The organism is Halopseudomonas oceani, assembly GCF_002903165.1.
In the GTDB taxonomy this organism is placed as follows: Bacteria; Pseudomonadota; Gammaproteobacteria; order Pseudomonadales; family Pseudomonadaceae; genus Halopseudomonas; species Halopseudomonas oceani.
In genome coordinates, this window is sequence record NZ_PPSK01000008.1 from 139,702 (window position 1) to 161,067 (window position 21,366).

Below are 21,366 nucleotides of genomic sequence, written 5' to 3' on the forward strand. Positions count from 1 at the left end.
ACAGGACTTGCTCCGTGGAAAGACACTCAACCTGCGACGGACACCCGCGTGACCGAGCTGAAACGTTTCTCCGCCAACAACGTACCTGAAGCACTGCGCCAGCCCGTCTGGAATGACATTCTCACCCAGATCGGGCTGGCCAGCAGGTCCGCCGCTCCGGCCCGGCGCGACAGCAGTGATCACGCTGCGCTATGCGCCACGGCGCACAATTCGGTGTTCGTTCACATGAACGCTGCACCACAAAGCTTCACCCCCCTGCCCGCCAGCCACGGCCGCAACAGCGTGCTGGTCGTTGCCCTGCTGAGCGGCAGCGCACACCTGTTGGCCAGCGATCATCCGCTCGCGCTGGCCCCGGGAGACATTATCCTGCTGGACCCGAGCCAACACTGGCAGCTGGTGCTGCAGACCGATTTTCGCGCCATGCTGGTCCGACTCGAGTCCGCCAGTTTTCTCCTGCGACTGGTGCGCAACAGCGCACTGGCCGACAACCGCATCAGCGCAAGCCGCGGCATGGGTGCCGTGTGCCTGCGCCTGCTCGAATCGCTGGCCGAACAACTCCAGCACCTCGACGGCGCCGAGCTGCCGGCGCTGGAAGCCACCCTCGGCGACTTGCTGGTAGCCAGTCTGTCGCAACCGCAGGGTAACGGCAGTGACGAAACCACCGACGTGCAACTCGCCCATCTGCGTCGGGTCTGTCGTACCATCGACGCTCGCCTGGAAGACCCAGAGCTGAATATTGAACAACTCGCGGAGCAGGAAGGACTGTCCGCCCGTTACGTGCAGAAGCTGTTCAAGAACAGCGGCACGACCTTCAGTGAGTACCTCAAGGGCCGCCGCATCCAGCACTGCTGTCTGGACCTCGCCAATCCGGCGCTGGCCCAGTTCAGCATCGCGCAGCTCTGCTTTCGCTGGGGCTTCAACGACGCGGCCAATTTCAGCCGCAGCTTTTCCCAGTACGTTGGCATGTCACCCAAAGCCTACCGCGCCGCACCGCCCAGTGACCTGCAGGCGCAGCTGCAGCGTGGACGACCACAGACTGCCCCGGCCGTGCGCTCGTCGGTCACCGCGCAGCAACCCGCCGAGGATGATCTGCAGAAACACCGCCGCTCATTTCTCGACGTGCTAGACGAGCACGCGCGCTATGCCCAGTCATTGCGGCTTGCGCCCAAGCGTCACCCGTTGCCGGCCGACGAAACCCGCCATGCCGGAAGCAGCCAGTATTATCTGCCCGCTTCAGACAAGACGGTACATTGGGGCTATTTCAGCCGCGACCTGAAACCCGCACTGAGCGTGCGCTCCGGCGACATCGTTACCATCGAAACCCTGTCACAACACGCCACCGACGATTGCGAGCGGATGGTCGCTGGCGACCCCGGCGCTGAAAGTGTCTTTCACTGGACCCGCGACAAGAAAAACGTCGACCGCCGCGGCGCTGGCCCGGCCGACGCCAGCATTTTCGGCCGCGGCTGCGGCGAGGGCTTTGGCGTGCATATCTGCACCGGCCCGGTCTACGTTCACGACGCCGAACCCGGCGATGTACTGGAAGTGCGGATTCTCGATATCCTGCCGCGCCCGAGCTGCCATCCAGCCCACGAAGGCCGCCACTTCGGCAGCAACGCCGCTGCCTGGTGGGGATTTCAGTATGACGACCTGCTGACCGAACCACGCAAGCGCGAGGTGGTTACCGTCTATGAAGTGCACCAGCACACCCAGCCGCCCCACGCCAAGGCGGTCTACAGCTTTCGCTGGACGCCGCAGACCGACCCGTTCGGCGTGGTTCACCCGACCATCGACTACCCCGGCGTGCCCGTTGATCACAACACCATCGACAAGCAGTTCGGGGTACTGGAAAAGGCCCGCATCCCGGTGCGCCCGCACTTTGGCGTGATGGCGGTCGCCCCACGCGAATCCGGCATGGTCGACTCCATTCCGCCCAGCTACTTTGGCGGCAACATGGACAACTGGCGCGCAGGCAAAGGTGCCCGTCTGTTCCTGCCGGTATCAGTCGCTGGCGCGCTGTTCTCGGTTGGTGACCCGCATGCCTCGCAAGGGGACTCGGAGCTGTGCGGCACCGCCATCGAATGCTCACTGACCGGCGTCTTTCAGTTAGTGCTGCACAAACAGCGCGACTTGGCAGGCAAGTTTCTCGGCAGCCTCAGCCACCCGTTTCTGGAGACCGATAACGAGTGGGTGCTGCAGGGCATGAGCTTTGCCGATTACCAATCCGAACTCGGCCCCAGCGCACAGACCCAGGTGTATAAAAGCTCGTCGCTGGAGGCCGCGATGCGCGACGCCTTCCGCAAGACCCGCAACTACCTGATGACCGAGCATCGACTGACGGAAGACGAGGCTATTTCGCTGATCTCGGTGGCGGTGGACTTTGGTATCACTCAGGTGGTGGACGGCAACCTCGGGGTACATGCCATTATTCGCAAGGCGGTCTTTCCTGACTACCAGCGCTCCCACGCCCCGGAACGATAAAAGCCATCACCGGGCAGCGAGTACCCGGTGATGGTTGACTCATGCATCGCCGGGCGGATAAACAGCCCCTCGCCTTTGGCGCCAGCAATGAGCTGGGCCAAGCATTGATAGAATGGCGCAATCCGCACTTGTTGGCTCGGGCTGCGCTGGCGACACTTACTGTTCCTAAGCCGTTCTGGTTTTTGCCTCAGTCATGCTACAAGCAGTGCCAACAGCTTCAAGAAAGCACCTTGAAAAGGTCATCAAAGGCCTGCGTTCCTGCGTGCCCGCCCAGGAGCTGGATGCCGCGCTGCTACGCAATCAACTGGACGCTGCCTCGCAGGCCGGCCGGATACCGCTGGCAGCCATCCGTCAGTTGGTAACTGAACTGGCAGAGGAGCAGCAGGAATCCTGGCTGCTGGTGCGCGCGTTTAGCCATCTGGACTACACCGAAGCATTTCTCGCGACCACCTACCTGGGGAACGCCCGAACCCTGCGCGATGCGATCAACCTGAGTAAACGCTACTTTCCTCAGAACAGTGATCTGGCCAGCCTGATTCTTGAGCAAAACGCAGCCCAGGCCAGCATCGTGGTCACCCCAAACCCTGCTGCCAACGCTACGGAGCAGCAATTGCTGGCTGCGCTTTACGCGGTAATGCGCACCTGCCAGGGGCTTGGCCTGCAACAGGCCAGTGCAGGCATTGCCGGACTTTCTGCCGATGCACTGGACGCGGGCCGGCGCTGGCTGCGAATACCGGTAGTGGCGCTGCCGGGCACGCGGCGAGTGGAGCTCCGGTTCCCGGCGCTGGAGCTCGCTCGCGCACTAACTACCAGGAAGCCCAACATCGGCCGCCTGGCGCGCAGGGAGCGCCAGTTGATTCGCAGCAGCGTCCATCATTGCTGGAGCGAATCCGTGCGGTTACTGCTCGCGGCCCTGTTACCACGCGGCGAGACGCGGCTTTCACGCTGCGCCAGCCTGCTGGCAGTCGCGCCGCGGACCCTGCAGCGGCGGCTGACCGCCGAACAGCAGCCGTTCAGCGACCTCCTTGCCGACGTACGCCAGCAGCTTTGCCTGGAGTATCTGCGCTCCGATCATGCCGACGACACCCTGGCACTGTTATTGGGCTACCGCCAGACCAGCCAGTTCTATCGCCAGTTTCGCTTCTGGTTCGGCTGCTCGCCGAGCCGTCTGCGAGCCCGCCTGACCTCAAAAACGACCAAAACAAAAGGACACCCCCATGCGCTGTCACGTCCTGCTTCCCACCCTGCTGCTACCACTGGCCCTAGCCGCCAACGCCGCTGACGACTCACTTAATGAACGCCTCGCACGCAGTGCCGAGGCCATCCAGCCAAAGGCGGTCGCCTGGCGTCATGACATCCACCAGCATCCGGAGCTGGGCAACCAGGAGCAGCGCACTGCTGCGCTGATCGCCGAACATCTGCGTCAGCTGGGCATGGAGGTGCAGACCGGAGTAGGCACCACCGGCGTTGTTGGATTGCTCAAAGGTGGCAAGCCGGGCCCGGTAGTGGCCCTGCGTGCCGACATGGATGCCTTACCCGTGCTGGAGGCAACCGGGCTACCATTCGCCTCCACTGTACGCCAGCAGTATCTCGGCGAAGAGCGTCCAGTCATGCACGCCTGTGGTCATGACGCCCACGTCGCTATCCTGATGGCAACCGCCGAGGTACTGGCCGGCGTCAAAGAGGATCTGCCCGGCAGCGTGAAGTTTATCTTCCAGCCGGCAGAGGAAGGCCCGAGCGACTATGCGTATGACGGCGAACGCCATTTCGGCGCCCGTCAGATGGTCGAGGCAGGGGTGATGAAAAACCCCGAGGTTGCAGCGGTATTCGGCCTCCATGTGACTGCCTCCATGCCAACCGGCCTGATCGGCTACCGCAGCGGCCCGGTTATGGCCAGCTCCGGTGATCTGCACATTCGTGTTCATGGCAAGCAGACCCATGGCGCGCAGCCCTGGGATGGCGTTGACCCTATTGTCACCAGTGCGCAGATCATCAACGGACTGCAGACCGTCGTTAGCCGCCAGACCAACATCATGCCCGCCCCGGCGGTAGTGACCATCGGCACCATCAATGGTGGCACCCGCCACAACATCATTCCAGAAGAGGTGGTCATGACCGGCACCGTACGCACCTTCGGTGATGAGGTGCAGCAGCGGGTGAACGAGCGCATTGAACGCACCGCCAAGGGCATCGCAGAGTCGGCCGGCGCACAGGCCGAGGTCAAGATCATCGACAGCTACCTGACCACCACCAACAACCCTGAACTGACCGAGCGCATGGTGCCGACCCTGCGCCGGGCTGCCAATGACCACGTGGTGGTATCGCCCATGGTCACCGGCTCGGAAGACTTCTCGTTCTACGCCAATGAAGCACCCGGTCTATTCGTTTTCCTCGGCGTCACGCCCATGGCACAGATGGGCAAGGCCGCGCCCAACCATTCACCCGGATTCCTGGTTGACGATGCGGCGCTGGTCACCGGCGTGCGAGCACTGAGCATGCTGGCAAGCGACTACCTGCTGCAAACCCGGCCTGATCATTGATCAGCGACAGCCCGGCCCCGGCATAACCGGGCCGGGCAGCGCATCAGCCATTGCTGCATTCACCCGCGCGCAGGAATTTGCCATAACCCTGCGTCCTGCCCAGCGCCGCAACCGGCTCTCCCTCTTCCACGGCAACCTTGCCGTTAATCAATACGGTTCGAACGATGCCGGGATTGCGGTTGACCATACGTTCCATGTTGAAGCCTTCCATCTCTGCCCAACACTGGGCATCCAGCGGCTGATCGAGCTTTGCCGGATCGATGACAACCACATCGGCACGATCCCCCACCCGCAGCGTTCCGGCGTCAACGCCCAGCCACCGGGCTTGCTCCCCCGTCAAACGGTGCACCGCACGCTCCATGGTCATGGCCGGCTCGCCTTGGTCAATCGACTCTTTGATCAGCTGCAGAAAGCGCAGCGGCAGGTTGTAGAACGCCATATTGCGGATGTGCGCACCGGCGTCCGAAAAGGTGATCAGGGTATCGGGATTGCTGACCATGCTGCGCAGTTTGTCGACGCGGTGGTTGCCGATCACGGTAAACCAGCGCAATTTGCGGCCGTATGCGACCATCAGATCGAGAAACAGGTCGACTACGTGCACGCCCTTTTCGTTCGCGATATCGGCAAAGTCACGGCCCACGTAACCTGGCTCCGGGCATTCTAGAATGATGGCGTCGCCAAAATCACGTTGCCAGACCCGGGGCGAGAACTTTTCGGCATAGAATCTGCGAAACTTGCGGCGGTAAGCCTCATCCTGAAACAGCGCATTCTGCTCGACTTCCGTTTTCAGGTTGCGCGCCATCTCGCCAGCGCCAAACTCCTCAAACACCACATGGTCGATACCATCGGCATAGATCGCGAATGGCGTTGGCAACACCTGCCAACGAAAGTCGCCACCCAGCATATTGGTCACTCGGGCGGCCAACTTGGCCATTGGCGCGACGGTCTTGTTGCCCTTGAGATCAAGCATCGAAATCAGGGTGGTTTTCAGTGGCTTGCGCAACAGCCCCACCGCCTCCCCCAGATACTGGAAAATCTGTAGCGGATTGGCCGCGTTCGGCGCCCCCTGGTGCACGCGACCGCGCTGCCGCAGCTGCCGGTTCAGGCGGCGCATCTCACTCCAGCGGGCATAGGTACTTGGCAGGCTTTTTGACCACTCGCGGTCACCATCAATCTTGTCCCACTTCAGGCACATGCTCGACATCCCGAGGAAGCCTTCATCGAGCGCCTCTTCCAGTAACCCTTCCATCTGCTGCAGTTCCGCTTCGGTCGGGCGAATGGCGCGGTCAGTCGAGCGATGCAGGCCCATCACCGAAACCCGCAGGTCACTGTGACCAAGGAAGCTGATGATATTGGGCCCAAGTGGTTGCTGCTCGACAAACCGAACCCATTCGGAGGGGCGGCTCCAGGTCTTGTGCTGCTGCAGAATCGGCAACACCTTCTCGCGTGGCACCGTTTCAACGCGGGTAAAGATATCGGAAGCATCTTCAGCCTCAGAGCACACCATGCTCAGCGAACAGCTGCCGACCAGTACCGTGGTCACGCCGTGGCGAACCGACTCAGACAAAGCCGGTGCAATGATCAACTCGGCGTCATAATGAGTGTGCGTATCGACAAAGCCGGGAGTAACCCAGCACGCGCTGGCATCGATCACCCGCGCGCCTGACTCAGGCAATGGGCGATCCGATATTTCAGCCACCACGCCGTCGCGAATACCCAGATTGCAAATGCGTGAGGCCGTACCCGTCCCGTCGAAAAAGCGCCCGTTTTTGATAACCACGTCGAACATGCCTGGAGCCTCTGTTGTTTTTATTGAGGCACCAGACTAAATACCAGCCGAGCTCAAAACTTGACATTTTACGACCTGAGATTAGCTTTCCAGTATCCATTCCCCTCGCGCAGGATCTCTCAATGACACTCCGCTATGTCGTGCGCAGCGCAGCCATCAGCGGCTTTCGGACAGAGGCAGGCAGTGCCGCAGAAGCACTTTTGCAGGAGACTGGCATTACGCCGCAGCAACTCGATGCCGCCGATCTGCCGGTTGACGTGACCCAGCTGCAGCGCCTGCTCGCGCTGGCATCAGTACGTCTGGCCCGTCCCGATCTGGGGATCAGCCTGGCCCGCCATCAGGGGCTCGATATGCTGGGCCTGCTGGGAAATGTGCTGGCCAGCGCCCGGACGCTGCAGGAGGCGTTTGGTATCGCCCAGCGCTACATGAGCCTGCACAGCAACGCAGAACACTGGCAGCTGCAAACCCTCGCCGGCCAAGTCCATGTCATTCGCGCAGAACACGGTACGACCAACCCACAGGCTCAGCAGTACCACGAGATGTCTCTCGCGGTGTTTCACCGGCTCACCCAACTGATAAGCGGTCGCCCGCAGCGTCCGGTGCGGGTAACCTTTGCTCATAGCCAGGTCGGCCCGCTCAGGCAGTACACCAGCCATTTCGGCTGCGATGTTTGGTTCGATCAGGAGCATGACAGCCTGGTCTACCCTGAAGCCCTGTTCAGCCAACCGGTGTCACAGCAAGTGACAGACCCGGGAGGCACTGAACAGGACTACCTGCGCTCCGCCAGCGAACAACTCGAAGACAACCTCGAACTGCAGGTGCGCAACCTGATTACCGAGCTGATCGGGCTCGGAGAGGTTACGCTCGATCAGGTTGCCGCCCTGCTCGAACTGCACCCGCGCAACCTGCAGCGGCGCCTGAAAGCAGAACAGCTTGAATTTCGTGATCTCGTGCAGGATGTGCGTATCAGGTTGGCCTGCTGGCACCTGCAAGCGTCGCGCTGCGGCATTACCACGCTCTCTGACATGCTCGGTTACGGTGACCTCTCCTCCTTCAGTCGCGCATTCAAACGGCGCATGGGGGTGTCTCCGGCCCAGTGGCGGCGGCGCTTCAAGGCGGCCAGAAACAGCAACGGCAAGCCATCGCCAACAAACAAATAGCCACGCAGGGATTACCCGCAAAATTGGCCACTTTGATCATATTATTGGCCGATTCGAACTTGAGATTCTGCTGCCAGTCGATAGCCTGAACAGACTACCAGTGCCTGTTCAAAGGAAGACGGATGGCGGCTCGATACGTGGTACGCAGCGCGAGTATCAACGGCTTCTTCGCCGAGGTCGGTGAGCATGCCGAGCCCATTCTGCGTGAGGTTGGCGTCGACCCCGACCAGCTCAGCGTTGCCGATAACCCGATTGAAATCGGCCAGTTGCACCAGATGCTGGCGTTGGCAGCCAGTCGACTCAATCGGCCGGATCTGGGCATGCGCCTGGCCCAACATCAAAGCGTTGGAGACCTTGGCTTGCTCGGCAAAGTACTGAGCTGCGCCGCAACCTTGCGTGAAGCCTTTGCCATTGCCCAGCGCTACATGAGTCTGCACAGCTCCGCCGAGCATTGGCAGTTGCATCAATTCGCCGGACGGGTTCAGGTGGCGCGTGTTGAGCTGGGTCAGTCTGATCATCAGGCCCAGCAGTACCACGAGATGGCCCTCGCCGTGTTCCACCGCATGTCCTGCCTCTTGAGTGGCGAACAACTGCGACCACTGCGCGTGACCTTTGCACACAGTCAGGTCGGGCCGATGAAGCTGTATCAGCAGCACTTTGGTTGCGAGGTACTGTTCGATCAGGAGCACGACAGCCTGAACTACCCGGCTGCAGTATTTCGGCGCCCACTGCCCGTGCTGGCACACGGGCACAAAGTTGAGCGCGCAGGCTACATTCAGGCTGCTCGCGACCAGCTGGAAGAAAATCTGGAGCTGAATATTCGCAACCTGATCACGGAACTGCTCGGTCTGAAAGAGATCAGCGTCAACAGCATTGCCGCCCTCCTCAACCTGCATCCGCGCAGCTTGCAGCGGCGTCTAAAGCAGGAGCACCTGGTGTTTCGAGACCTGCTGCAGGACGTCAGGGTCAATCTGGCCTGCTGGCATCTGCAGGCCTCGCGCTGTGACATCACCAGTCTCTCGGACATGCTTGGCTATAGCGACCTGTCGTCATTCAGTCGCGCCTTTCGCCGGCGTATGGGTGTGTCGCCGGCGCAGTGGAGACAACGCGTCAAGGTCGACGCGGTTGCCCCCTGCTGACCACCTCAGCCAGGCCCCCGCCGCTCACACCGTTGGCCAGACGCCGGTACGCCGCAGTGCGGGGGAGAAGCTTTCGAACTGCCAGCGCAACCGCGAACCACCCGGACGCCACACAACCTGCTCGACCTCCAGATGCCACAGATGCTCAACCCCCTCAAACCGACTGGCATCAGGTGCTTCCCACTCCAGCTCGACGCGACCGGTCAACTGAAGCAGATCACCACTGGCAAAATCGACAAACAGCAGTCCCGCGCGCGGGTTCATCAATAGATTACCAAGGGTGTTGAAGAAGCGGTTGCCAGCAAATTCGGGCAGGGTCAAACGGTTTTCAGAGACCTTCACAAAACCGGGCCAGCCGCCTCGATGGGAGACATCCACCGCCGGGCTGCCCCCCTCTCGCGGCAGACAACTGGCGACGAAGCAGGTATCAGCAGCGGCAATCAGCTCCCGCATACGAGGGGTCAGCAGATTCGAGCTAACCACGCTGGAATCGGCCGCCGGCGCCTCGGCACCGGCCACCAGCTGCCTTTGCTGAATGAACTGTGGGCAATTGCCAAACGCTTGCTCAACCCGAACGCTGATTCCCTTCGAGTCGACTTCGCTGATCTGGCCGGACAACCTGTTGCGCCGTCGTGTCTGCAAATCAATTCCGAGCAGACCAATAGCGCCAGTCGCCAGCAAGGCATCCGCGCAGGGATCCACACGACTGACTACCGTATTCAGCCGGAGCAACGTGGGGTCGGGAGACCAGGCAAAGCCTGGTTCTCCCTCCAGCAGGCCAGCCCAAAGGTTGCCATCCGGTGAAACCGCACCCGCCACAACAAAGCGCAGCAGTGGATAGAACCCGCGATGTTGTTCCGGCAGTACCGGATTAAGCAGGCGCGGTCCGATCTCGGCCATGCGCTCGGCAACACCCAGGCGACGCTGCAATTCGCGCTCTCCCGAATGCCAGACTTGTGCCTTACTCATGACAACCTCCTCTGTAACCTGCGTTGACCACCTCACGCACTCTGCAGGCCTACTGCCGAGCGGGCCATCGGGACAAATCCGGGCAAGCCTTCAATCTGCGCCAACCAGGCTTGTACCCGCGGGTAGTTGGCCAGCGACACGTTACCTTCGGGTGCGTGCGCCACGTAGCTGTAGAGCGCGATATCCGCGATGGTCACCTGTTCGCCTGCGAGGTAACTGCTGGCGGTCAGAGTGCGCTCAAGCAGACGGAACAGGTCGTGCGCAGCTGCGATCGTCGATTCGGCGTCATAAGGTGCACCAAACAGCGTGATCAGCCGCGCCCGCGCCGGTCCTGCAGCCAACTCACCAGCAGCAACCGACAACCAGCGCTGCACCCGGGCGGCACCTGCCGGGTCGCGGGGTAGCCAACGAGCAGCCTCGTCGTACTGACTGGCGAGGTAGACCAGAATGGCGTTCGAGTCGCTGAACACCATGCCGCGATCTTCGATGACCGGCACCTGGCCGAACGCATTCAATGACAGGAACGCCGGCTGTTTGTGCGCGCCGGTGGCCAGGTCGACAAACACCGTTTCGTGGGGGACGTTCAGCAGCGACAGCATCAATTCGACGCGGTGCGCGTGGCCAGACAGCGGATAACGGTAGAACTTGATAGGGTGTGACATCGGAGACTCCATTGCTTGCGATTGGCAAAACGGGCATGTACGACAGTGCACACGCCCTCGGGAGTCTTATCTTGCTTTGCTTACACAGAAGTGCGGAATAACCTAAGTTCACAATCCTTTATTGCGAAAAATGAAATTAATCGCTATTCAACGCTGGATGAACCCGCAAACGCGCTACCGCCAAATCGACGAAACTGCGCACCCGAGCAGCCGCTCTCCGTCCCTCGCGGTACACCACATGAACAGGCAAAACCGGTAGCTCAAAACGCTGCAATACCGGTTGCAGGCTACCCGCCATCAGCGACTCATGCACCTGATAACTCATACAGCGCACCAGCCCGGCACCACGTTCGGCGGCAGCGATGGCTGCGTGATTAGTGGCGCAGCTCAAGCGCGGTAGCAAGGGGTAGCGCTTGACACCACCCTGCTGCACAAACTGCCACTCAGGCGTGCGGGCATCGGCAGATGAGTGCACGATCTGATGGTCGACCAACTGTTCGGGGTGGCTCGGTGTACCATGCTGATTCAGATAGTCCGGGCTGGCGCAGATAATACGTCGCACGTCACCCACCTTGGCGGCGAACAGCGAAGAGTCCGGCAGCGCCCCCACCTGCACCGCGACCTCTATCCCCTCCTCATGCAGATTGGGTACCCGGTCCTGATAGACACCAAACACTTCGACCCGAGGGTGGGCCTGCAGGTATTCGAGCAGAATAGGCGTCATCAGTGATTGCCCAAACAACAGCGGCATGGATACCTGTAACCGCCCACGAGGAGAGGTATGCAGACCGCTGGCGGACCGATCAGCATCGGCAACCTCCGCAAGGATGCGGCGGCAATCGGCCAGAAAGCGCTCACCAGCCGGCGTCACTTCGACGCCGCGGGTACTGCGCCGCAGCAACGCGACGCCGAGCCGTTTCTCCAGTGCATCGATGGCGCGCGTGATTGTTGGCGCCGACAGCTGCAGCCGGCGTCCAGCAGCCGACATGCTGAGTTCATCCGCGACCGCCTCGAATACACTCATTTCCTGAAAGCGATCCATCAGCGAGCCCCCTTGCCCTGCAGAGCAGTATTGGTTGAAAGCTGTTCTACACAAAAGTCGACAAACTCACGCACCTTGGCCGGAATCCGTCGGCCACCCTGATGGACAACATAGATCGGTAACGGCGCCAACTCGTAATCATCCAGCAGAATCTCAAGGGTCCCCGCCTTGACCAGCTCCGCCACCTGATAGGAAAGCACCCGGGTGATGCCCCACCCCAACCGGGCAGCGTTGATGGCAGCCTGGTTGGCGGTCACCACCAGGCGTGGCTGCGGTACCACCTGAATGCAGCCATCTGGACCGTCGAAGCGCCACTCGGTCAGCAAGGTACTGCTGGCGGACATCACCACCGACGCCGCCTCCAAATCACGCGGGTGGGTTGGCCGACCGTGACGGGCAAGGTATCCGGGCGACGCGCACACCACCCGCCTCACCTCGCCGACCTGAACACTGTGCAAGCTGCCATCGGGCAAATCACCGATACGAACGGCAACATCAATCCCCTCGTCCAGCATATTGACGACCCGATCGACCAGTAGCGCCTTGATCTGTACCGCCGGGTGATTTGCCAAATAGTCCACCATCACCGGGGTCACAAATAGCTCACCGAACAAGACCGGCGCTGTCACCGTCAGCAACCCTCTTGCCTGGGCATGTACACCACCAGCCGATTCCTCGGCCTCATCCAGCTCAGCCAAAATGCGTCGACAGTCCTCAACGTAACGTTGGCCTGACTCCGTCACATGGACGCTGCGGGTAGTTCGAGCCAGCAGAAGTGTGCCCAAACGCTGCTCCAGCGCCGCGACCGCACGCGTTACGCTGGGCGCAGACATGCCAAGCCGACGCGCAGCAGAGGAAAAGTTCTGCTCCTCCGCAACTGCCTGAAAAATCTGCATTTCCTTGAATCTGTCCATCTGCAGCTCCCACTAGATACCGGCCAGCCTAGACCAACTATTTCATTTTTAACAATAGTAACTTTCAAAATAAGGCTGTTCTTTGATTTTTTGAATGCACTTACAGTTCAAACCGTCGCTGCACAGCACGACAAAACACACCACTGAATTTGCATTAATCGAGGAGCTACACCATGACACTGAAGAACGCATTTATCGCCAGTTCGCTGGCCGTTGCCCTGGGCTTTGGCGGTGCTGCACTGCTGACCGCGACCAGCACCTACGCTTATGACGAAACCTCTACATCGGCGATCAACGTCGATGAGCAGCGCGTCATTCTCAAGGGTTACGACACCGTTTCCTACTTCCAGGGCGAACCAGCCGAGGGCAGCAGCCGCTTCGCGGTTGAGCACGAAGGCGCCCTCTACTACTTCGCCAACGCCGAGAACATGAAGACCTTTCAGGCCAACCCCACCGCCTACGTTCCGCAATACGGCGGTTACTGCGCGATGGGCGCCGCACTGGGCAAGAAACTGGATGTAGATCCGAGCCAGTACAAGGTTGTCGACGGCAAGCTGTACCTCAATGTTAACGCCGATGTGTTCAAGAAGTGGGCCGAAGACGTGTCGGGCAACATTGCCAAGGCTGACGCCAACTGGCCGCTGATCAAGGACCTGGCGCCGAACGCGCTGTAACCCGATGCGGCTGCCCGGCCCTGCTGACGTAGCCGCATGCACTACCCAATCGAGAGGTATTTATCATGCTTTCCCCCACTGCATCCTGGTCCCTGCAAGCACCATTGCAGGACGTCTTGCTGCTGGTCGCACGCATTTTCCCCGGTGCTGTGTTCTGGCAGTCAGGCCGCACCAAGGTCGATGGCTGGCAACTCAACGACACAGCCTTGTACCTGTTTCAGGAAGAGTATCGCCTGCCGCTGATTGATCCGGTGATTGCTGCTGCGTTGGCAACGATCGGCGAACACCTGCTACCGGTGATGCTGCTGTTGGGATTGGCAACCCGGCTTGGTGCCCTTGGATTGCTGGTGATGACCCTGGTTATCCAGCTGCTGGTTTACCCATCAGCTTGGGCGACCCATGGCACCTGGGCGGTCCCACTGTTGTTGTTGCTGTTGCACGGCGGTGGGCGCCTGTCGCTTGATCACCTGATTAGCCGCTGGCTACACCCGGTATCCACTCCACGAGCCCTGCACTGCACACCGGCGCGTTAAGCGCCGGGCTATGCGCGAGCTCACCCCTATCCATTTAAAGAGGACATTCATCATGGATCGTCGACACTTCAACACCGCGCTTGCCGCTTCGCTGCTCGGCGCTGTACTTGCCGCCAGCCAGCACGCCAGTGCCGCCGGTATCAATGCCGGCAAGGAAAAATGCTACGGCATCTCCCTGGCAGGCCAGAATGACTGTGCCGCCGGCCCCGGTACTTCCTGCGCCGGAACATCCAAAATTGACTACCAGGGTGATGCCTGGACGCTGGTCCCAACCGGTACCTGCACCAGCATCGAAACTCCGCATGGTATGGGCTCGCTGACCCCGGTCAAGCGGCCATAGGAGCAGGTCATGCAACACGTCCCCCTGACCCGCGGTGCGGGTGTCGGATTCAAGCCGCAACACTTTGCGGAATTGATCAACGACACCAGCCGTATTGATCTGCTGGAAATCCACGCGGAAAACTACTTCGGCGACGGGGGAATCCTGCATCATCAGCTGGAGCGGCTGCATGCGCTGCTGCCGTTGTCCATCCACGGCGTCGGCTTGTCAGTGGGCGGAGCCGCCCCGCTTGACGCCGCCCACCTGGCTCAGCTGCGCTGCCTGTGTGAGCGTCACCCGCCCGCACTGGTGTCTGAGCACCTCGCGTGGGCTGGCGACAGCGAGCAGTTCCTTGCAGACCTCCTGCCCATCGCCTACACCCCGGAGGTGCTCAACCGCACGGTAGATCACGTCGCCCAGCTGCAGGACACGCTGGGGCGTCGCGTTCTGATTGAGAACCCGGCCACCTATCTGACGTTCGCGCACAGTGCTATGCCCGAAGCCGAGTTTCTGGCTGAGCTGGTACAGCGCAGTGGATGCGGCTTGCTGCTGGACCTGAACAACCTGAGAGTGAGTTGCCACAACAATGGCGGCGACGTCGATGCCTACCTGCAGGTGATACCGCTGGACGAGGTGGGCGAAATCCACCTTGCCGGGCACAGCATGCATACCCTCGCCAGTGGCCGCTCTCTGCTGATTGATGACCATGGCAGCGCCGTCGCTGATCAGACCTGGGCGCTCTACGCACAGTTCCTGCGCATTGCAGGCCAGCGCCCTACCATTATCGAGTGGGACACTGATGTACCGAGCTGGACAACCCTCACCCGAGAAGTCGAACGGGCACGCCGTCACCAGCGCAAGGCAATAACGCCTGCTGCGGGTGCATACGGATGAATACACTGCACCAGCAACGCTTTATCCGGGCGCTGACAGCGCCGGAAAGCGCCATACCCACTGACCTGTTCAGCGGCGATGCCGCTGAAACAGCACAACGCTTCGAGATCTACCGCAACAACGTGCGCAGCGCGCGGACCGCTGCATTAAGACAGATATACCCGGTACTGGAACGCCTGCTCGGGAGCAACTACTTTACTGCCGTCGCCGCCGTGTTTGTCGCAAGCCGACCACCCAGCAACCCGGCACTGCACCACTATGGCGAGGGTTTTGGCGAATACCTGCTGAAGTTCCCCGCGCTGCAACACATGCCCTGGCTGGGTGACGTTGCCCAACTCGAAGCCGCGCGGGTAAGGGCGTTCCACGCGGCAAACCGCGCCCCTGTCCAGCTTGCCGAAACCAACGACACGCTTGCTGCCCAGCTGGAGCAATGCCTGGTCTGGCACCCCTCGGTCACCTTGCTAGCAGCCGAGAGCCCGGTATTTCAGATATGGCACAGCCAGATGACAGACCAACCGATGCCGACAGCGGACAACTGGCGGGCCGAAACCGTACTGATATGGCGACAGCAGTTCGAACTGCGCACCGAACCGGTAAGTGCACTGTGCGCCAACCTTCTGAACCGCTTCGGCACCGGCTGCACGCTGGCTGAGGCGATGATCACCAGTCAACATGATAACGCTGCAGTCATGCAGGAACTGGGCGGGCTGCTTGCTAGGGGTTGTCTGTGTATCCGCTGATGCGCACCTGCCTGAGTCCTGCTGGTGTTAGAACCCGGACTCACGAATAAACAAGGCAGCCAGGCGCTGCAACTGGTGTAGCAGTGCACTCCGGCGCTTGCCTTCAACCACCACCACACCTACTTCCCTTTTCAGCTGAAGCGCTGTCGGTGCGGGTTCGGCCAGCGCCATCTCGACACGATAGTGAGCAGCCTCCGGAACAAGCAGGTCGTCTTGCCGGCGCACCGCAATTGGCCCGCCCGCGTCAGAGCCAAGTTCAGCGTAAGGCAGCGCGGGTACCGCACTGATATCGATTTGCTCAAGTCTGACTGGAATCCCCGACTCCTCACCGGAAGCGGCAATAAAAACGCCGCTCTGGCCAGCCTCAACCGATGTCAGATAGCGCTCGTTTACCAGCCCCTCGACGACCATCTGCTCACTATTGACCAGCGTCAGAATTGGTTCATCACGACCAACCCACTGATGCTCGGACAAGCTTTCCATCGCCCCGACGAAGCCACTAAATGGCGCGGTTATAGTTAGCTTTTGCTCACGCAGACGAAGCCCGGCCAGCTGTTCATTCAATTGCTGCAGGCGCTCCCGGTTGATCGCCTGCGCCGTCTGATCATCACGGGACACCGGTTGGCGGGACAATTTCAGCTGAACCAGTTGCAGCTGTTCCAGGGTTTCACTCAATTGCCTGCTCAACCCAGGCGACTCCAGTTGCACCAGCACCTGCCCTGCAGTCACATGCTCGCCTGATTCAACTCCGACAGCGGTAACCTGAGCAGGCTCCGTTGCAAACAACGACTGGACCTGCTGAGCACGCAGCACTGCAGGGACATGAACGTCTACCGACAACGGCAGGAGCAGCCATAGCAGCCCCAGCAGAGGTAAAGACCATGCTGCAATGCGCCAACCTGTCCAGTGAAAATCCGACCGGCGCTCTCGCCAGATTCGTAGTTCCTTGAGTATGGGCATGAGAATGAACCAAAGCACCTCGACAATGAAAAGGAATATACCCAGTACCTTGAAAAAAAAGTGGTACACCAACAGAGCAATCCCTAGAAACAGAAAAAACCGATACAGCCAGGTGCCCCAGGCATACAGGATCAGCAGCCGCGCGCGGCTTCTCGGCATGGGCTCCGGCAAAGGATCATCCAAGCCCCAGAGCCAACGCCGCAGACGCCAGCGGCCAAGCTCAAACGCCCGGGTCTGAAGATTCTCCACCCCGATCAAGTCAGAGAACGCGTAGTAGCCATCAAACCGCATGAATGGACTGATGTTGACCAGTACCGATGTGATCCAACTGGTAGTCGCAACAAAGAACGCGGCACTGCGCAGTGAGCCGTCAGGCAGCAGCCCCCAGAGAAAGGTTGCAATTAATGCAAGGTAGATCTCTGTTCTCATGCCGGCGGTGACAATCCGCAAGCGATCGCGCCGCGAGCGCAGCTTCCACGCATCGGTGGTATCGGTATAGAGCACCGGAAACATCACCAGGAACGCCACGCCCATGGATGCCACCCGGCAGCCAAGCCGTTGCGACACCAGCGCGTGTCCCATCTCGTGCGCACTCTTTACCAGAACCAGCGTCAAGCCATAAAGCAGGAAGCCTTCAAGACTGAAAAAGTAGATAAAGGTGGCACTGAAGCTGTCCCATTGACGTAGCACCAGCAGGCAGCCGATCAGTCCCAGCATGACAACCACCCGATGGGCCGTGCGGGTAAACAGCCAGGACAGCTTTGGCCCAATACGATTCAACCAGGCGTCAGGGCGAAACAGCGGGATGCGAATGAACAGGTAGTTGTGCAGCAGCCATTGCCACAGACTGAGCCGGCTGCTCTCGCGCTGCTGTGTAAAGGTGTTGCACGCCCCTTCACTGCGAGCCAGCACCAGATTATTGGCGATTAAAAAATCGATAAAAGCACGAATCTCATCAGGCTCGTGATCCAGCCCCTGAGCTTGCAAATGGGTTTGCATGTCATCAAGGGTACGACCGGGTTGCCAGTGGCGAATCAACCCCAACGCGTCCGCAGACAGGGTGAAATAGCGATTACGCACGCGATCGTGCAGCAGATAACGCGGCGCGCCATCCTCATCATGCCCACCCGGCAACAATTTCAGGTCCTGCCTGAGTGCCGGTAGACGCAGTTCTACCATCCCAGCCACTGCCGTACCGACGTGATCGGACGCCGGAACAGATAAAAGAACACGCTTACCTTTTCACCGTACACCTTGGCCGTCCCGCGCAAACCAATGCGAGGCGGTTCATTGCCCTGCTCAGCCTCACTCAGCTGGGCAATCAAACGGTACGCCAGTTGCTGGTCCGGCGTGGTCTTAGGTTCATAGCTGGACTCACTCAGGTGAGCAGACCACGCGTGCAGAGGATCATTGTCCAGAAAGACCTTCACCTCAGCCCCCGGGATCAGGGAGATCGAATCCTTCACCGGCAGCATGACCTTGAATTCAACTCTGGCGGGATCGGCTACCTGCATGATGCGTTCGCCAACCCGAACCGGTCGTCCCTTCCACTCGTCCGGGTTGTCGAGAACCGCAACACCGGGTTGATCTGCCTTGATACTTGAGCGCTCCAGCTGATCCCTGGCGAACTGCCATTCAGCCTGCTTCAAGCGAACCTGGGCCTCCAGCTCGGCCAGCTTCGCTTTCTGGTTAGGATCGAGAAAACCACCCTGCTGCACCGTTCGCAACTCTGCCTCAGCCACAGAGAGCGCTTGCCTTGCAACCGCCTCTTTACTGGCAAGCTCGGTATCCTCAAGGAAGACCAACGGATCGCCCGGCTGCACCTGCTGGTTGGGTTTGACAACCACCTGCCTGACAACCCCCTCCAGCGGCGCAGCTACAACGTGCGGCGACCGTGGCACCACTTCAACCGGAGCCAGAGTACTCAGACGCACCGGCAACATCATCACCAGAAACAATACCGCTGCGCCCACCAGCCAGACCTTACGATTCTGCAGGCTCGTCCTTAGCTGAGTCAGCTGGTAGCCTCGGCGCAGCGCAAACAAGGCATGCCCAGCACTGCCAGCCAGGTGCTGTAACACACTCTGCTCAGCCTCACTCCAGGCTTTGTCACGCAACAGCAGCAGCACCCCTGCTATCTCGCCATTACGTGCCTCAACGCGCAATGGTTGCCAAAATACGAAATCAGGCAATTCAAGTTCACGCCACTCATTAGCCAACTCGGTATCAAGGTCAGAGGGGCGCAGCAACGCCTGCTTTTCCCCATTTCCCTGGCCAATGAAAAACTTGGACAGTTGTTCGACCCAGGCAATGTAGGGAGAGGTGTAATCGACCGTAGGCAGGTCAGAGGCAGCAACGACCTGAGGTCGCTGCAAGCGTTCCCCTACCAGCAGCACCGCCTGGGTATAGGGAACACATGTGTGCGTCTGGTTAACCAGCGTGTAAGACAACTGCGCAAGGTCTGAAGCCTTGCGCAGTTGTTGTTCAAGCCCAAGCAGGGCTGCAACAGTGTCGCTCACTGAGCCACCTTAAACCGCCTGTAGCATAGTGACGAGGCGACTGCCGTATTGATCACGCATTGCCACTTCAGCCGCCAGTTGGTCATTCAGCGGGATGAAGCCAGCAGTGTCGCTCTCGCTGGACTCAACGGCCTCGCCATCAGTTGTGGCAGCTCGCTTGAACAGTTCCTCCAGGTCCAGCTTGAGCTCCAGCACCCGAATCTGACCATCGGCCCCGATGGCCTGAACCCGAATACTGACCTCCTTCTGGCCAGCCGGAGGATTGCTGATAGTCACCGATCCGCTGGTTGCATCCAGCTGAATCCAGCCAGGCAGTTGTTCGCCGCTAGACAGCGATCCGCTGTAACGCTGAGAACCACCACTGGTGCTGGTGTCCTGAATCCCGATGACCACCTGCCCTTCGGAGTCGCTCTGGATGCTGGTTACCACCAGCGAGACGACATCGAATGCGTCCTGTTGAACCTGCGTGAACTCCACCTGCCCAGATTCATTGACGTTGACATCTACAGAGGCACGAACGGTCGTTGACCCATCGGTATTCTTGACCTGCACGACAATGGCACCGGGCTCGGACAGAATGACCTGCTCAGATCGGCCATCACCACCGTTGCCCGCACCCTGCTGGTCATCGGACGGCGCGTCCCCCTCGCCCATGGCATCTTCAACACCACTTTCGAAGCCAAGGCCGGACGGCGGCATAAAGCCACTGGAGTCCCCCGGATCCCGCGTGTCACCAGATTCGCTGACCAGCCCGTCAGGCATTCCGGACTGCGGCAGTTCAACCGGCTCGGAATCGGTCGGCGGAGCCGACGGCGGAGTGGCGCCCGGGTCCGGGTTAGCCGGCGCTTCGTTTGCTACGGCGGTTACCGTCAATTCGAAGGTCCGGGTCACAGTGGCACCTTCGGCATCGATTGCGGTTACCTGAACCTCGAACACGCCAGGCTCACGCGGCGAACCTGAGATCGAACCTGTCTCCGGATTGTAAACCAGACCGCGCGGCAGGCCGCTGATGCTGAAGTCCAGATCCTCTCTGCTTAGCGTCGAGTCTTTGTCCGCGAACAGGCTGTCCACTTCCAGCGCATAGCGGTCACCCAGCTGAACAGTGATTTCCTCACGAGTCAGCTCACGTGCACTTACTTCAGGTGCATCGTTGGTACCAACCACCTTGAAGCTCACGACAGCCTGATCAGTAGCGCCCTCACTGTCTTCAACCGTCACGGTGTAGCTGAAGTTGATCTGGTCGCCCGCGTTAAGGAAGTCCAGATCAAGACCGCTAGCATCGAAGGTCCAGGCAATCTGGCCTTCATTATCAAGACCTGTTCCGCTGGCATTGAACGCAGCCACCAGCGCTTCCGCAAGCCCTGCCGGTAGCGGCCCAACCACAGTGCTGTCACCGCGAGTCCAGCTGATGTCGCCATTTGATGAGAAGGAAATGTCAATGGTATCGGTCAAGTCGACATCACTGAAATGTACCTGCCCGCTCTGGGTCAGATCCTGCGCGGAGGCATCAGCGGCTTCGGTGAAATCGGCCGGTGCGTCTACAGTGATTTCCGGCGCATCGTTGCTACCAGTCAGGGTAACGGTTACGTCCTGGGTGTCAGTACCGCCCTGGCCGTCATCCACGGTGATGGTAAACACCGCCGTGACCACTTCATTTTCAGCCAGGAACTCCAGATCGCTGGCATCAATATCGTAGGTCCAGTTGATGGTGCCGTCATTGTCATTACCCACTATCGGGGTGATGCTGAAGGCGTTCTCAATTGCCGCCTGCTGCTCGGCCGTCAGCGGCAGATCGGTGGTGCCATCGGCCCGCTTGGCGGTAACCGACTTTGTCGCCTCAGTCGCCGTCGGACGGTCGGTCAGGTCTACATCGGTAAAGCTGATCGAGCCATTGTCAGTCAGATCGGTGCCGTCGGTGATCTCGCCGGTTACATCGCCCACGCTGATCTCCGGCACATCGTTGCTGCCGGTCAGGGTAACAGTCACGTCCTGAGTAGCTGTGCCGCCATTGCCGTCATCGACCGTGATAGA

The 21,366-nt window shown here is 60.1% G+C and carries 18 protein-coding genes; 10 read left to right on the forward strand and 8 right to left on the reverse strand.

Annotated elements, in window-relative coordinates:
* Nucleotides 1–48: 48 nt before the first annotated feature.
* The 3 genes from C1949_RS10390 (at nucleotide 49) to C1949_RS10400 (ending at nucleotide 5,021) form a co-directional block, all read left to right on the forward strand.
* Nucleotides 49–2,481 (forward strand): acetamidase/formamidase family protein, encoded by a 2,433-nt coding sequence (locus C1949_RS10390; RefSeq protein WP_104738413.1) that lies wholly within the window; start codon nucleotides 49–51, stop codon nucleotides 2,479–2,481.
* A 262-nt stretch (nucleotides 2,482–2,743) separates the two neighbouring features.
* Nucleotides 2,744–3,763 carry a helix-turn-helix transcriptional regulator gene (locus tag C1949_RS10395; protein WP_170063055.1) on the forward strand — a complete coding sequence of 340 codons (1,020 nt, stop codon included), beginning with the start codon at nucleotides 2,744–2,746 and terminating at the stop codon, nucleotides 3,761–3,763.
* Nucleotides 3,699–5,021, forward strand: coding sequence for an amidohydrolase (locus C1949_RS10400; protein ID WP_104738414.1), 1,323 nt, complete (start codon nucleotides 3,699–3,701; stop codon nucleotides 5,019–5,021). Before C1949_RS10395 ends, C1949_RS10400 begins: the two co-directional genes overlap by 65 nt.
* A gap of 43 nt (nucleotides 5,022–5,064) precedes the next feature.
* Here the strand turns inward: C1949_RS10400 and C1949_RS10405 are convergent, their stop codons facing one another.
* Nucleotides 5,065–6,810 carry an N-acyl-D-amino-acid deacylase family protein gene (locus C1949_RS10405; protein WP_104738415.1) on the reverse strand — a complete coding sequence of 582 codons (1,746 nt, stop codon included), beginning with the start codon at nucleotides 6,808–6,810 and terminating at the stop codon, nucleotides 5,065–5,067.
* Nucleotides 6,811–6,932: 122 nt separating this feature from the next.
* Between C1949_RS10405 and C1949_RS10410 the strand changes: the two genes are divergently transcribed.
* Together C1949_RS10410 and C1949_RS10415 are read left to right on the forward strand one after the other, a co-directional pair.
* Nucleotides 6,933–7,970, forward strand: a complete 1,038-nt coding sequence (locus tag C1949_RS10410; RefSeq protein WP_104738416.1) for an AraC family transcriptional regulator — start codon at nucleotides 6,933–6,935, stop codon at nucleotides 7,968–7,970.
* 122 nt (nucleotides 7,971–8,092) lie between these two features.
* On the forward strand, nucleotides 8,093–9,109 hold the full coding sequence (locus C1949_RS10415) for an AraC family transcriptional regulator (protein WP_104738417.1): 1,017 nt from the start codon (nucleotides 8,093–8,095) through the stop codon (nucleotides 9,107–9,109).
* A gap of 24 nt (nucleotides 9,110–9,133) precedes the next feature.
* On the opposite strand, the gene C1949_RS10420 is transcribed toward C1949_RS10415, so the two are convergent.
* The 4 genes from C1949_RS10420 to C1949_RS10435 form a co-directional block, all read right to left on the reverse strand.
* Complete coding sequence (locus C1949_RS10420) at nucleotides 9,134–10,078, reverse strand: pyridoxamine 5'-phosphate oxidase family protein (protein WP_104738418.1); 945 nt, start codon at nucleotides 10,076–10,078, stop codon at nucleotides 9,134–9,136.
* A gap of 32 nt (nucleotides 10,079–10,110) precedes the next feature.
* Complete coding sequence (locus C1949_RS10425) at nucleotides 10,111–10,740, reverse strand: glutathione S-transferase family protein (protein WP_104738419.1); 630 nt, start codon at nucleotides 10,738–10,740, stop codon at nucleotides 10,111–10,113.
* A gap of 136 nt (nucleotides 10,741–10,876) precedes the next feature.
* Entirely contained in the window at nucleotides 10,877–11,782 is a 906-nt protein-coding gene (locus tag C1949_RS10430) for a LysR family transcriptional regulator (RefSeq protein ID WP_104738420.1), read from the reverse strand.
* Nucleotides 11,782–12,696 carry a LysR family transcriptional regulator gene (locus C1949_RS10435; protein WP_104738421.1) on the reverse strand — a complete coding sequence of 305 codons (915 nt, stop codon included), beginning with the start codon at nucleotides 12,694–12,696 and terminating at the stop codon, nucleotides 11,782–11,784. Before C1949_RS10435 ends, C1949_RS10430 begins: the two co-directional genes overlap by 1 nt.
* A gap of 173 nt (nucleotides 12,697–12,869) precedes the next feature.
* Between C1949_RS10435 and C1949_RS10440 the strand changes: the two genes are divergently transcribed.
* The 5 genes from C1949_RS10440 to C1949_RS10460 all read left to right on the forward strand — a co-directional run bounded on the left by C1949_RS10440 (nucleotide 12,870) and on the right by C1949_RS10460 (nucleotide 15,856).
* Nucleotides 12,870–13,370, forward strand: a complete 501-nt coding sequence (locus C1949_RS10440; RefSeq protein WP_104738422.1) for a YHS domain-containing (seleno)protein — start codon at nucleotides 12,870–12,872, stop codon at nucleotides 13,368–13,370.
* A gap of 65 nt (nucleotides 13,371–13,435) precedes the next feature.
* Nucleotides 13,436–13,903, forward strand: coding sequence for a DoxX family protein (locus C1949_RS10445; protein ID WP_104738423.1), 468 nt, complete (start codon nucleotides 13,436–13,438; stop codon nucleotides 13,901–13,903).
* Nucleotides 13,904–13,955: 52 nt separating this feature from the next.
* A complete protein-coding gene (locus tag C1949_RS10450; RefSeq protein WP_104738424.1) occupies nucleotides 13,956–14,243 on the forward strand; it encodes a BufA1 family periplasmic bufferin-type metallophore in 288 nt (95 codons plus the stop codon).
* A gap of 9 nt (nucleotides 14,244–14,252) precedes the next feature.
* On the forward strand, nucleotides 14,253–15,116 hold the full coding sequence (gene bufB / locus C1949_RS10455; RefSeq protein WP_104738425.1) for an MNIO family bufferin maturase: 864 nt from the start codon (nucleotides 14,253–14,255) through the stop codon (nucleotides 15,114–15,116).
* Nucleotides 15,113–15,856: an HvfC/BufC N-terminal domain-containing protein gene (locus C1949_RS10460; protein WP_104738426.1), complete on the forward strand. Its 744-nt coding sequence runs from the start codon at nucleotides 15,113–15,115 to the stop codon at nucleotides 15,854–15,856. The genes bufB and C1949_RS10460 overlap by 4 nt, the downstream gene beginning before the upstream one ends.
* A 27-nt stretch (nucleotides 15,857–15,883) precedes the next feature.
* Here the strand turns inward: C1949_RS10460 and C1949_RS10465 are convergent, their stop codons facing one another.
* From C1949_RS10465 to C1949_RS10475, 3 genes are all read right to left on the reverse strand, one after another.
* The gene (locus C1949_RS10465; RefSeq protein WP_211287119.1) at nucleotides 15,884–17,995 is read right to left on the reverse strand and encodes a site-2 protease family protein; all 2,112 of its coding nucleotides are present in this window, start codon (nucleotides 17,993–17,995) and stop codon (nucleotides 15,884–15,886) included.
* On the reverse strand, nucleotides 17,989–19,335 hold the full coding sequence (locus tag C1949_RS10470; RefSeq protein WP_104738427.1) for an efflux RND transporter periplasmic adaptor subunit: 1,347 nt from the start codon (nucleotides 19,333–19,335) through the stop codon (nucleotides 17,989–17,991). The genes C1949_RS10465 and C1949_RS10470 overlap by 7 nt, the downstream gene beginning before the upstream one ends.
* Nucleotides 19,336–19,344: 9 nt before the next feature.
* Nucleotides 19,345–21,366: Ig domain-containing protein (locus tag C1949_RS10475; protein WP_211287120.1), on the reverse strand; the 2,022-nt coding region annotated here is incomplete at its 5' end.

What these genes read in the sequence shown, in the direction of transcription:
- C1949_RS10400 (WP_104738414.1), top strand. Translation starts at nt 3,699, where the DNA reads ATGCGCTGTCACGTCCTGCTTCCCACCCTGCTGCTACCACTGGCCCTA.
- C1949_RS10405 (WP_104738415.1), bottom strand. Translation starts at nt 6,810, where the DNA reads ATGTTCGACGTGGTTATCAAAAACGGGCGCTTTTTCGACGGGACGGGT.
- C1949_RS10410 (WP_104738416.1), top strand. Translation starts at nt 6,933, where the DNA reads ATGACACTCCGCTATGTCGTGCGCAGCGCAGCCATCAGCGGCTTTCGG.
- C1949_RS10415 (WP_104738417.1), top strand. Translation starts at nt 8,093, where the DNA reads ATGGCGGCTCGATACGTGGTACGCAGCGCGAGTATCAACGGCTTCTTC.
- C1949_RS10420 (WP_104738418.1), bottom strand. Translation starts at nt 10,078, where the DNA reads ATGAGTAAGGCACAAGTCTGGCATTCGGGAGAGCGCGAATTGCAGCGT.
- C1949_RS10425 (WP_104738419.1), bottom strand. Translation starts at nt 10,740, where the DNA reads ATGTCACACCCTATCAAGTTCTACCGTTATCCGCTGTCTGGCCACGCG.
- C1949_RS10430 (WP_104738420.1), bottom strand. Translation starts at nt 11,782, where the DNA reads ATGGATCGCTTTCAGGAAATGAGTGTATTCGAGGCGGTCGCGGATGAA.
- C1949_RS10435 (WP_104738421.1), bottom strand. Translation starts at nt 12,696, where the DNA reads ATGGACAGATTCAAGGAAATGCAGATTTTTCAGGCAGTTGCGGAGGAG.
- C1949_RS10440 (WP_104738422.1), top strand. Translation starts at nt 12,870, where the DNA reads ATGACACTGAAGAACGCATTTATCGCCAGTTCGCTGGCCGTTGCCCTG.
- C1949_RS10445 (WP_104738423.1), top strand. Translation starts at nt 13,436, where the DNA reads ATGCTTTCCCCCACTGCATCCTGGTCCCTGCAAGCACCATTGCAGGAC.
- C1949_RS10450 (WP_104738424.1), top strand. Translation starts at nt 13,956, where the DNA reads ATGGATCGTCGACACTTCAACACCGCGCTTGCCGCTTCGCTGCTCGGC.
- bufB (WP_104738425.1), top strand. Translation starts at nt 14,253, where the DNA reads ATGCAACACGTCCCCCTGACCCGCGGTGCGGGTGTCGGATTCAAGCCG.
- C1949_RS10460 (WP_104738426.1), top strand. Translation starts at nt 15,113, where the DNA reads ATGAATACACTGCACCAGCAACGCTTTATCCGGGCGCTGACAGCGCCG.
- C1949_RS10465 (WP_211287119.1), bottom strand. Translation starts at nt 17,995, where the DNA reads ATGGTAGAACTGCGTCTACCGGCACTCAGGCAGGACCTGAAATTGTTG.